This window comes from Salibacter sp., from assembly GCF_031581065.1.
Taxonomy (GTDB): domain Bacteria; phylum Bacteroidota; class Bacteroidia; order Flavobacteriales_G; family Salibacteraceae; genus Salibacter.
In genome coordinates this window covers 1-11,403 of sequence record NZ_JAVLBN010000059.1, presented here as the reverse complement: position 1 = coordinate 11,403, position 11,403 = coordinate 1, and the positions used below count along the sequence as shown (strand labels likewise).

General features: G+C 41.2%; 10 protein-coding genes and 1 other RNA gene. 6 read left to right on the top strand and 5 right to left on the bottom strand.

Annotated features, from left to right (window positions below):
* Positions 1-1,000: 1,000 nt before the first annotated feature.
* Entirely contained in the window at positions 1,001-1,750 is a 750-nt protein-coding gene (locus RI557_RS10620) for a lysophospholipid acyltransferase family protein (protein WP_310668888.1), read from the bottom strand.
* Positions 1,751-1,844: 94 nt separating this feature from the next.
* Here RI557_RS10620 and RI557_RS10615 point away from each other — a divergent pair, with 94 nt between their 5' ends.
* A complete protein-coding gene (locus RI557_RS10615) occupies positions 1,845-2,975 on the top strand; it encodes a serine hydrolase domain-containing protein (protein ID WP_310668887.1) in 1,131 nt (376 codons plus the stop codon).
* Position 2,976: 1 nt separating this feature from the next.
* Here RI557_RS10615 and RI557_RS10610 read toward each other — a convergent pair whose 3' ends face one another.
* Together RI557_RS10610 and RI557_RS10605 are read right to left on the bottom strand one after the other, a co-directional pair.
* On the bottom strand, positions 2,977-3,936 hold the full coding sequence (locus RI557_RS10610) for a pyridoxal-phosphate dependent enzyme (RefSeq protein WP_310668886.1): 960 nt from the start codon (positions 3,934-3,936) through the stop codon (positions 2,977-2,979).
* Positions 3,926-5,176: an ATP-binding protein gene (locus tag RI557_RS10605; protein WP_310668885.1), complete on the bottom strand. Its 1,251-nt coding sequence runs from the start codon at positions 5,174-5,176 to the stop codon at positions 3,926-3,928. Before RI557_RS10605 ends, RI557_RS10610 begins: the two co-directional genes overlap by 11 nt.
* Before the next feature lie 98 nt (positions 5,177-5,274).
* On the opposite strand from RI557_RS10605, the gene RI557_RS10600 reads away from it, so the two are divergent.
* Positions 5,275-6,369 (top strand): response regulator, encoded by a 1,095-nt coding sequence (locus RI557_RS10600; RefSeq protein ID WP_310668884.1) that lies wholly within the window; start codon positions 5,275-5,277, stop codon positions 6,367-6,369.
* Between the two features lie 52 nt (positions 6,370-6,421).
* On the opposite strand, the gene RI557_RS10595 is transcribed toward RI557_RS10600, so the two are convergent.
* Together RI557_RS10595 and ffs are read right to left on the bottom strand one after the other, a co-directional pair.
* Positions 6,422-6,958 carry a cysteine dioxygenase family protein gene (locus RI557_RS10595; protein ID WP_310683694.1) on the bottom strand — a complete coding sequence of 179 codons (537 nt, stop codon included), beginning with the start codon at positions 6,956-6,958 and terminating at the stop codon, positions 6,422-6,424.
* A gap of 97 nt (positions 6,959-7,055) precedes the next feature.
* Positions 7,056-7,154: signal recognition particle sRNA small type (gene ffs / locus RI557_RS10590), an RNA gene on the bottom strand.
* Positions 7,155-7,270: 116 nt separating this feature from the next.
* Here ffs and RI557_RS10585 point away from each other — a divergent pair.
* Genes RI557_RS10585 through RI557_RS10570 form a run of 4 tightly spaced genes read left to right on the top strand, consistent with a single transcriptional unit; the run spans position 7,271 to position 11,107 of the window.
* Positions 7,271-7,834 (top strand): DUF4199 domain-containing protein, encoded by a 564-nt coding sequence (locus RI557_RS10585; protein WP_310668882.1) that lies wholly within the window; start codon positions 7,271-7,273, stop codon positions 7,832-7,834.
* A 1-nt stretch (position 7,835) separates the two neighbouring features.
* Positions 7,836-8,795: a glycosyltransferase family 2 protein gene (locus tag RI557_RS10580; RefSeq protein ID WP_310668881.1), complete on the top strand. Its 960-nt coding sequence runs from the start codon at positions 7,836-7,838 to the stop codon at positions 8,793-8,795.
* A complete protein-coding gene (locus RI557_RS10575) occupies positions 8,764-9,492 on the top strand; it encodes a toxin-antitoxin system YwqK family antitoxin (RefSeq protein WP_310668880.1) in 729 nt (242 codons plus the stop codon). The genes RI557_RS10580 and RI557_RS10575 overlap by 32 nt, the downstream gene beginning before the upstream one ends.
* Positions 9,449-11,107 carry a S8 family serine peptidase gene (locus tag RI557_RS10570; RefSeq protein ID WP_310683691.1) on the top strand — a complete coding sequence of 553 codons (1,659 nt, stop codon included), beginning with the start codon at positions 9,449-9,451 and terminating at the stop codon, positions 11,105-11,107. Before RI557_RS10575 ends, RI557_RS10570 begins: the two co-directional genes overlap by 44 nt.
* Positions 11,108-11,403 lie beyond the last annotated feature (296 nt).

Sequence of the window (11,403 nt, the reverse complement as noted above, 5' to 3'; positions counted from 1 at the left end):
AAGTTCATCTAATCTTTGACTGTGGTCAAAGAGCAAGATTCACTAAGAGTTGAGGTTGAGTCCCGTTCCTTGCGTCACGAGCTTAGTGCTGACCGATAGCGTCAGTAGTAAGGTTGAGGTCAAGGTTTAGGTTGAGAGCGTTCTAATGTTGGTTTTGGAAGGTTTGTAACGCAGCGATTGCAACGAGCTTTTATGTTAGCTCTGCATTAACGCAGCGCACGCAGCGGGTTCGCTGACGCTCACTTTTGGGGTTTGTTTTTAGCCGCCAGACCCGTTCCGCAGCAAGTGCGTGGATCTAAGAATTACTAACCATTGACTTGCGTCAAATGTCAAGTTCTACTAAGAGATACTGAGCCGTGTTTTGAGTATTCTAATGATGATCGCTTTGTGAAATAAATTTAGTTCACGGAGCTCACAAAGCATACACAATGCTCACGAAGATTGATGAATACTTAGTGTTTGCTGCAATCCCACTCTGTGAAACAACGTGATACTTTATATGCGAGTAGAGGGTGTATCAATACCGAAAAATGATAGATTTTTCGGTATTAAAAGGCAATTCGTTAAAATTTAAAAACCTGATTTAGGAGTGTTTACATTATTACTCCATAATGAATTTTAAACTTTAATGCCCCTTTTGATACACCCTCTTGGAAGAACAAGTTGAGTGCTGTAGGCACGAATTCACATAACTCTGGGCTTCAGCCCAAAGCAAAATGAAAGAGTGCTGACAACGAGTGCTGTAAGCACGGACCACAGAATAATAGAGAAGTCATGCTTTTTAAAGTGAACCGTACCTACGGCACTCAAAGTATTGTTTGTACACTTTGACTCCGGGTTGTCACCCGAAGATAGATGTGAATCGTGCCTATGGCACTTGAATAGTAGAAACCACCGCTTCTGCAAAACCTATTTTATATGGATCAGAATTATGCTAATTTCATTTTATGCTTTTTTAGAACATTTGTTCAATTAGCGTTTAAACGTGAGGAATAGATACTCAAACCTTTGGGTGAAATTCTTCACTCTGTTCAATAGCATACATGATTTGATGCATGATTTTATCGTCATCCTCATCGTAATTGATGATGAGCGGCTCTTTAAATGTCAGTTTGATCTCAGTTCCTTTTTTCTTGATGCGTAATCCCTTTTTGTCAAAAGCTCTTCTAAAACCATCGATGACAATAGGAACAACAATCGGATGGTTTTTCTTGATCATGTGGGCAGTTCCTTTACGGCCCTTGACAAATGGAGTAGTGGTTCCTTGCGGAAAGGTAATCACCCAGCCGTCTTTCAGCGCCTTGCTGATCTTTTCTACATCTTCTTTATCAACTCTTCGTCTAACAGATTTTCCTTTTTCACGCCATGAACGTTTGATGAGGATACCTCCACCTTTGGTAAACAACCTCGGTAAAATTCCTGACTTCATTGTTTCGCGTGCTGCGATGAAATAAATTCTCAAAATCGGATTGAAAAGAGTAAGGATACTGCCAATTCTATTCAGCACATTATTCTTTATATTGAATAGCGCCAGGATGATCAGGGCAACATCGGCAAAGTACGTTTGGTGATTACTCACAAAAAGCACATTACGCTTTGGCAAATTCACAATATGCTCACCTCCTTTGATTTGCGTGTCGTACAATCGCTTAAAACGATAGCGCACAACAATCCCCAAAACGAAAAACAAGATTCGTTTAAAGAAAATCCAATTGCCCAGGGCATCGCGTCTTATGAAAAACTTAAACAATACTGATATTCTTTAATGAGTCGGCAAAAGTAAGTATTGTAAACAATTATTTCTGTTTCGCTAATATTCATCAAATGTTACTTTTGCAGGCCTCATGAGAAAACAAGTAGCTGTCATTCTTTTATTGACGGTCTTTTTGGCTGGTTGCAAGGACAATATAGAGAAGGATAAAGAATCAAAAGGAGAAGATCTATCGCGGTCAGAGCCCGACTACCGAGCATTCAGTGTTCCATTAGCGGCCTCTTTTCACCATTATTTTGAGTCGTTACACAAAGCCGGCCGGTTCAATGGGAATGTACTCATTTTTCGTGACGGACAATTATTCAAAGAATCCTATGGTTACACTAACTACAGGACAAAAGAAGAGTTATCACTCAATCATAAATTCCAACTTGCATCAGCATCAAAACCTTTTACAGCAACTGCAGTAATGCAGCTTGTACAGAGTGGGAAAATCAATCTTTCAGATTCTATCCAAAAGTTCTTCCCAAACTTTCCTTATCATGGTGTAACCGTACGCAGGTTGCTCAACCACCGCAGCGGATTGGGTAATTACATGTACATTACAGACTCTCTTTGGCAAAACCGGCAAATCCCGATGTGCAATGAAAACGCTCTCGATAGCTTCATCAAAGAGGAGCCGGAAATTTACTATCCGCCAAACTCACGTTTCGATTACTGCAACACGAATTACTTTTTGCTGTCAGCAATTGTGGAGAAGGTGAGCGGCTTATCATTTGAGTCGTACATGGCTAAATATATTTTTGATCCTCTCGGTATGAAGAATAGTCTTGTTTACAGCAATATGGACTACATGGAGATGGACAGCGTAGCAGTTGGACACAACGCTTATGGTACACCTAAAGCTGATTTCTACCTAAACGGAGTTGTAGGCGACAAAGGACTTTTTACTACTGTAGAGGACATGTTCCGTTTTGAGAGGGCCCTGACCAATGGGGAAATTCTTTTGCCTGCTTATAGCGATCTGATGGAAATCCCCAATTCAAAGTTGAACAGGAAGTACAAATCGTACGGATTGGGCTGGCGGATTAAGTATGTGAAAAACGGACTAAAAGTCGTGTATCATAATGGTTGGTGGAGAGGTTACCGAACCTATTTTATACGGGTTCCCTCTAAAGATATCGTAATCATAGCGCTCACCAACAGCATGAGAGGATCATTTCTCAAAACGAATGAGTTAGTTGGTCTTGTCCTGGAGGAGTAGGCTATTTAAGGCTTTCGTAATAAACATCTAAATCTACATTACCGCCCGATATGATGATACCCACATTTTTCCCTTCAAAGTGTCTCTTGTTTTCAAGGATAGCAGCTAAAGGAACTGCACAAGAAGGCTCAGCCATTATTTTGAGATGATGGTGAATCATTTTTAGTGCCTTGATAATTGTGTCTTCTTCAACTGTAAGGATTTGATCGATGTTTTCTCTAATGATTTCAAAGTTGATTTCTCCCAGTGATGTTCGCAATCCGTCAGCTATTGTTTGTGGATTTTCTTGCGGAAGCCTCTTTCCGGTTTTTATCGAGCGGTAAGCATCATCAGCACCTTTCGGTTCTGACCCGATTACTTTGGTATTTGGTGAAAAGTATTTTGCTGCCATGAGCGTTCCGCTCAACAATCCGCCACCGCCAACCGGGGCTAGCAGATAATCGAGACCTTCAGTTTGGTCAATAAGCTCCTGAGCCGCTGTGCTCTGACCGAGAACAACGTTTTCGTCATCATAAGGCGGAATAAACGTAGCACCCGTTTTTTCCTGTATACCGCTGCACGTTTTTTCGCGAGCAGCTTGAGTAGATTCGCAAATGATGACTTCAGCTCCATAGCCTCTCACTGCCTGCTTTTTGACGGTTGGAGCGTTTTCGGGCATCACAATATAGGCTTTGATATTGGCCAACTGAGCCGCTTTCGCAAGTGCTTGCCCGTGGTTGCCGCTCGAATGCGTAGTGACACCGTTTTTCTTTTGGTCAGAACCGAGTTGATTGACTGCATAGCTGGCACCGCGGAACTTGAACGAGCCGGTTTTTTGAAAATTCTCGCACTTAAAATAGAGGTTGGCTCCAACTTTTTTGTCGATCACTTCACTGGAGAACACAGGCGTTTTGTGAACAAGTTTGCTGAGCGTTTCCCGTGCCTTGAGTAATTGTTCTCGCGTGATGATGCTATTCCTCATCGGGTTTTTGCGCTTTGAAGTGGATTGTAAATGAAGAACCTTGACCCACTTTTGAGTCGATGTTGATTTGTCCGTCCATGAAATCGAGGCACTTTTTCACAATTGCCAGTCCGATTCCGGTACCTTCAATATTCTCGACATTTGAAGCCCTGTGAAACATTTGGAAGAGGAGTTTTACATCTTTTTTAGGAATTCCAATGCCGTGATCTTTTACTTCAATGCTCAACTCGCTATTCATGTAACCTACTTTTATGTCGATCTCTTTAGAATCCGGAGAGTATTTTATGGCATTCGTGAGCAGGTTATTGAGAATTTGCTTGAGCAAGCGCGTGTCAATCATTAGCTCTTCAGGGATATCACTCAGCTTTTTAATATTGAAATTATAACCATTTCCTAGTCCGTCCTTGAGATGATCGATCAACTTCTCAATATATTCTATGACTTTAGTTTCAGTTTTTTCCAGTTTCACTTTTCCGGCATCTGCCCTTGAGATAAAGAGTGTATCGTTAACTAACTCGGTCAGAGCCTGGACATTCCGTTGAATACTGTGGGTGTGTTTTTGAATTTTTTCACTGGGAGCTTTGTTATCTGCGTGGAAGTCGATCAATTGAGCAGAGCTGAGGATAGTTGTGAGTGGCGTTTTTAGTTCATGCGAAATGATTGTAACAATACGAGACTTGAGTTCACCCAGCTCTTTTTCTTTGGCCAGTGATTCCTTTAAATCCTCCTCGATGGCCTTTCTGCGGTCAACTTCCTGTTCTAATCGTTGGTTGTTAACGCTGAGCTCTCTGGTTCGTTCAGCTACTTTTTCCTCGAGTTGTTCGTTGAGTTCTTTGAGCTGATTTTCTCGTTTGATGAGTTCTTTTTCCAGTTTATGGCGATGGAGCGTCATTTCCACCATCGTGTACATTTGCTCTTTGCGAACCGGTTTTAATATATACCCATAAGTATTGCTGGAAATAGCACGCTGCATTGTTTCATTGTCAGAGTTTCCGGTGACGTAAATAACCGGAATCCCATTTTCTTCAATAATGATGTCTGCAGCTTTAATTCCGTCAATTTCACCCGGAAGTGAAATATCCATCAAAACCAGATCAGGTTTTTCACTTTTGCTCAATTCAATTGCTTCTTCAGCCTCGGTAGCGATCTTAGTGACTTCGTATCCAAGGCTCTGAGCCGTTTGTTTCATGTAAAGAGCAGTAACAGCATCATCTTCTGTAATGAGTATCTTGTGCATCATAATCAAGAGTAAAGTGGAAAATTACTTACTTTTTATCGAAAGTAGTGTATTTTAAAGGTTTGAATTTCTATTTTTGAACTGGTAACTAATGAGTATTTATGGCTGAAAAAGTAGTTGTTTTAGAGGATAATCCGGATGTAAGAAGTAATTTACAGGAAATACTTCAATCTGCAGATTATGATGTAGAAGTCGCTGAAAACGGCAAAATCGGAATTGAAGTAATCAAGCGCACTCAACCAGATTTGGTTTTGTGTGATGTCATGATGCCAGAGATGGACGGTTATGATGTATTGAAGTTAATGCGTAATAATCCATCTGTTGCTTCAACACCATTCGTGTTTTTAACAGCAAAAACAGCTAAGGAGGATTTGAGTCACGGTATGGAAATGGGGGCTGATGACTACATCATGAAACCGTTTACCATTGCTGAGTTACTCAAGCGAGTAAAAACAAGGCTCAACAAGCGCAAAGATATTGTCAAGCGTTCTGAAGAGAAACTGAGTGACATTACGAATTCCATTGGAATGCCCATTACACATGAGCTCAATGCTCCGCTCAAAACCATTGTGGGGATAGGTGAGCTCATCACAACCGAGCATTACAATATGGAAAAAAGTGAGCTCGTTGAGTTTGCTTCGTTGATCCACAAAGCCGGACTCGAGCTCAAGGATCTCGTTGGTAGAACGATGAATTTTTACGAGATTGAAGAACTCAAACACAACCCAGACAAGGTAAAAGAACTGAAGTCTTCTGTTTCAACTGAAATAAAAGAGGTAGTGGAGTCTATCGCTAATAAAGAAGCTAAAGAAATATTTAGAGAGAACGATCTCGTAATGTCAGTAGCTGATGGAAAAGTAGCTATGCCCGAATATTACGTAAAGCAAATTCTCTCCAACCTTATCAATAATGCTTTCAAGTTTTCTGTGAAAGGCTCAATGGTGCGTGTTGTAGGTGGAGTTGATAATCTACATGCTGTTATCAAGATAAGCGATGAAGGAATTGGAATGACTGATGAAGACATTTCGAAAATTGGTGCTTACAGGAAATTTGATGATGGTGAAAGCAAAAAAGGACTCGGTTTGGGTCTGACCAATGCAAAGAGATTGGTTGAAGTATTTGACGGATCTTTTACGATCAACAGCAATAAAGGAGTAGGGACGTTGGTTCAAATTAAGTTACCACTCAAGAAGTAGAAAATTCGTTTTTAATAAACACTAAGGGTTGCCGAATAAAGCAACCCTTTTTTTATGATTCAAACTCGGCTGTGTGATCACTGTCGTAAACTGATTTAACATCTTCAAATGCTCCGGTATCAGTGTTGAATGCCTTCCAGTATTCAAATGGCTCAACAAATAAATGAAGCGCTATTACAGGTTCTTCACCTTCGTTGATGAACTGGTGCATACCTTCATAATCGTTGATATAGGTCATTTCACCTTTCTTGAGCTTGTTGCGAAATACTTCTGCAACATCTCCTGTTGATTCGCCACCGGAGTATTTGATCTCTGTCAATTCGCCCTGCAGAATATACGCCCAACCTTGCTGGTGACCGTAATTATGAATAGCTGTTTTTTGTCCTGGTTTTATGCAGGTCATCATCAGTTCAAAGCCACCATTTCTAAAGATTCTGTTACGCGTATGTCGATCATCATTCCATGTGCAGTACTGTTTGCACTCTTTGATATCAATATCAATGTCTTTCAAAATTGACCCGTAAGTATCGTAAACAGGCCCGCGTTCAAGCTCTTTAACTAAGTCTTTAAGATTGTTGATTTTAGCCACGGTTCTCGGTTTTTATAATTTGCCGTGTAAAATTATAAAGGATGAATTGAACGTATTATGATTTTTGTCACAATTTGAAAGAGGAGGGAAAAAGTAATCGGGCTAGCTACTTGCATCGCACCGCTACAACCGTCTACCCTTGCTTCCTTCCGGACCTGGGGGAATTCGACAGGAGCTGGTCGTACAAGACTAACCCGATTGGCGGCAAAAGTATATATTCCGTTTAAATCATCAAGCGTTATCTCTTGTTTTTAGTAGTAATTTTGTGGATTCAATTTGGCTATATTTGTAGCATCACTCAAACTCAGTAAAATGAAGAACACATTAGACCGCGATTTTTTACTAAAGTTTGCACTACTGTTTGGATTGGTAAGCATTGCATATTCGGTATTAGCTTACGTACTTGGAGTTGACTACATGGTGAGCTTCAAGAATGTGACTTTCTCTGTTATTATTGGAGTAGTCGTACTTTTCATTGCCGGCTTTCAGTTGAGAAAACTCAACAATAACAACTTACCATTTTCACAGGCATTTAAAAACCTCATGATTATTGCTGTATTGGGCGTGTTCCTTTCTGTAATGTTTGATCTCGTTTTGAATAAAGTGATTGATCCCACGTTACAGCAAAGGGTAGCCGAAGCTACTATTGAAAAAACGATGAGCACGATGCAGAGTTTTGGTATGTCAGATGAAGAACTCGATAAAACATACCGGCAAATGAGGCAGAGTTACGAGCAAAATGATGGAAATCAGTATTCATTTATGGGGGTGCTTTCTTCATTTGCATTTGCCAGTCTATTCTGGATTATTCCTGTGCTTATTGTTAGCTTAGTCGCGAAAAAAACAAACGATTCACCCTTTGAAAAAAACGATTAATTTGGATATTTCCGTTGTTATACCGCTCTTCAACGAGGAGGAGTCACTTCCTGAATTGTATAAATGGATTGATCGCGTTATGCATGAAAATAACTTCAGCTATGAGGTGATTTTCATCGATGACGGCAGTTCAGATTCTTCCTGGTCTATAGTTGAGAGTCTCAGCTCAGAACACAGCGAAGCTAAAGGAATTCAATTCAGGAGAAACTACGGTAAGTCGGCTGCGTTGAATGTGGGATTTGATCACGCTCAGGGTGACGTTGTCATTACAATGGATGCCGATCTCCAGGACAGTCCCGATGAAATCCCTGACTTGTACAACCTCATTGCCAAAGAAGGGTATCACCTCATTAGTGGCTGGAAGAAAAAACGCTACGATCCACCTTCCAAAACAATTCCCACAAAGCTCTTCAACTGGGCTACTCGTAAAATGAGTGGTATTTATTTACACGATTTTAACTGCGGACTTAAAGCCTACGATATTGAAGTGGTAAAGAGTATTGAGGTTTACGGTGAAATGCACCGCTACATTCCAATGCTCGCCAAACAAGCCGGTTTTGATAGAATCACTGAAAAAGTAGTGGAGCACAGAGCCCGCAAATACGGAAGTTCAAAATTTGGGATGAGCAGGTTTGTAAATGGCTTTTTAGATCTCGTTACCATTTCATTTGTATCGAAATACAGCAAAAGACCGATGCACATTTTTGGTCTTATCGGAACGCTGATGTTTGTCATCGGGTTTGGGATTGTCATTTACCTGGGAGCTGAAAAAGCTTATTTCCTTTACAACCATATTCCCAAACGCCTGATTGCTGATAACCCGCTTTTTTACATCGCTCTCACTACAATGATTTTGGGAACACTGCTCTTTTTGGCCGGATTTTTGGGAGAGATGATTTCTCGTAATGCACCTGATCGCAACGTTTATTATGTTAGAAAAAAACAAAATCTCGATACGTAATTTCCTCTCGCTGTGTGTGGTTCTGACTGTGAGTATAACTTTAAGTGCTCAACAGCAAGACACACTAAACCAGATTGATAGTGATAGTAATAAACACGGCTACTGGATCAAGAAATATCCCAGTGGCGACAAAGAATACGAAGGGTATTTTGAACACGGTAAACCGATTGGTAAGTTCTCTTACTATAGCGGAGATGGTGTAAAATCTGCCCAAATGGTTTTTCACGAAGATGGCAGTGCTGAGGGAAAACTCTATTACGAAAATGAACAGGTTGCTGCTGAAGGTCCGTACTCAGAACCGGACATAAAATCTGGCAAGTGGACGTATTACGACCGAAACGGAAACGTAAAAATGGAAGTCCATTACGAAAACGATAAACGAAATGGCGACATGACTGTTTATTATGCTCATGGTCAGATCGCTCGCGAGACCAGTTTTGAAGACGGACTTGAAACGGGGTATAGAAAAGAGTATTTTCCCGATGGTAAAATCAAGATGGAAGGGAAGTACGTTGATGGAAATCCGGATGGACTCCAAAAGTTTTACTATCCCGATGGAAAGCTCAAAGAAAAGGGCTACTACCGCGATGCAGTGAAGGATAGCATGTGGGTGGAATACGATGAACGCGGACTGCCAGAATTGAAAAAAGTGTATGATCTCGGTAAATTACTCGAAACTGAAAAACTTCAGAAATAGTGCTCTATTGCTCGTACTTGTTCTATTTTCAATTGAAACAATTGCACAAATAGCCCCTGAGAAGTATTTCGTAAAGTTTACTGATAAATCGGCCACAACATTTTCACTTTCAAATCCCCAGGATTTTTTATCTCAAAAAGCGCTCGATAGGCGATCGAGCCAGTCTATAGCTGTTGACAGCAATGATTTACCCGTTGTTGAAGCTTATGTTCAGCAGGTTTTAAATTGCGGACAAATAAACCTGCTTTATCGCACGAGATGGCTCAATGGTGTTGTGATTCAAACTACTGATACTGCTGCCTTGAATTGCATCGAGAGTTTGCCAGTTGTCGATACGGCTGATTCGCGGTTGTTAGCCGGCAAAAAGGGCTCTGACCGTTACTTTGAATCTGTTGAAATAACTAATGACAATGAAATTCAATCATATCCGATCTACGGTGAAACGGAAGCACAAATTACTCAAATCAATCTGCAAAGGCTTCACAACATGGGGTATCGCGGTAATGGGGTGACTATTGCCGTTTTGGATAATGGATTTAGGCATGTCGATACTTCATCAGTTTTTGAACCGCTTTTTCAGGAAAACAGAATTGTTGCCACGCGAGACTTCGTAGATCCACAAAATCACGATGTTTATGATGATGGCGGGCACGGAACTGATGTGCTTGCGATGATGGGAGTCGATATCGGATTCCAGGCAATTGGAGCAGCTCCTGAGGCTGAATATATGTTAATCGTCACCGAGGACATCAGTGGTGAAAACATCATTGAAGAGTACAATTGGATTGCCGGAGCCGAGTTTGCCGATAGTGCAGGTGCAAATATCATCAATACATCATTGTCTTACACAGAATTTGATGATCCCGGTCAGAGCCACACTTACAGCGAGCTCGATGGTAAAACGACTGTAGCCGCCCGTGGAGCTAACTTAGCGGCATCTCGCGGAATGTTAATCGTTGTGAGTGCCGGGAATTTTGGTAATGATCCGTGGCAAAAGATATCAACTCCGGCCGATGCCGATAATGCACTCACAATTGGATCAGTCAATGAAGAAGGAGAGTGGAGTGGCTTTTCGTCACTGGGGCCGGCAGCTGACGGAGACATCAAGCCAAATGTTGTAGCGAGAGGCTCTCAGGCAGCAATTCCATCGGCAACTAATATCGGTCAAATAGAAAGAGTGACCGGAACTTCGTTTAGTAGTCCGCTCATTGCCGGAGCTGCAGCTTGTTTATGGCAGGGACTTCCAAATTTCAAATGGAGTGAAATAAAACAAGCTATTGAACAGTCGAGCTCGATTTACGACAATCCCAATGAGCAACTAGGATACGGCATTCCAGACTTATACAAAGCCTATCAACTCGCTGATGCCGGACTGTTGAGCGTAGAGAAAACCAACCAGGATAGGAGAGTCAAAGTTTATCCAAATCCCGCAAGGAATTACATTGATGTTGAGGTAGTAAACTCAAATCCGTACAAAATTTACGATGCCACAGGTTCATTGATTGAAATTGGCCGTGTCGATAGAGAAAAACGCATCAACCTATCAGACTGGGCCGCTGGAGTGTATTACTTCAAGATCAACGGCCAGCAGTTTCCTCTTGTGGTTTTGGAGTAGATTATTCTAACTCAACGTGAGTAATATTTAAGCGATTTAGTGTTTGTAGAGGCGAGGTCGTGATCGAGGTCAAGTCCCGAAGCAAATTCGGGATCTAAGTTCATCTAGTCTTTGACTGTGGTCAAAGAGCAAGATTCACTAAGAGTCGAGGCTGAGAAGGAATCAATTCTTTAACTTTGATCAATCCTATAATGGAACGCTGATACCGCTGATTGTACTGATTTTCGCTGTTTTTTTAAGGATCTTGGGATTGGGAGGTTGTGTTGTGTGGGTTTTTAAGTAGGAAGTGGGGGTTT

Excerpts from the sequence above, each read along its gene's own strand:
- RI557_RS10615 (WP_310668887.1), top strand. The coding sequence starts at position 1,845 with ATGAGAAAACAAGTAGCTGTCATTCTTTTATTGACGGTCTTTTTGGCT.
- RI557_RS10610 (WP_310668886.1), bottom strand. The coding sequence starts at position 3,936 with ATGAGGAATAGCATCATCACGCGAGAACAATTACTCAAGGCACGGGAA.
- RI557_RS10605 (WP_310668885.1), bottom strand. The coding sequence starts at position 5,176 with ATGATGCACAAGATACTCATTACAGAAGATGATGCTGTTACTGCTCTT.
- RI557_RS10600 (WP_310668884.1), top strand. The coding sequence starts at position 5,275 with ATGGCTGAAAAAGTAGTTGTTTTAGAGGATAATCCGGATGTAAGAAGT.
- RI557_RS10585 (WP_310668882.1), top strand. The coding sequence starts at position 7,271 with ATGAAGAACACATTAGACCGCGATTTTTTACTAAAGTTTGCACTACTG.
- RI557_RS10575 (WP_310668880.1), top strand. The coding sequence starts at position 8,764 with ATGTTAGAAAAAAACAAAATCTCGATACGTAATTTCCTCTCGCTGTGT.
- RI557_RS10570 (WP_310683691.1), top strand. The coding sequence starts at position 9,449 with ATGATCTCGGTAAATTACTCGAAACTGAAAAACTTCAGAAATAGTGCT.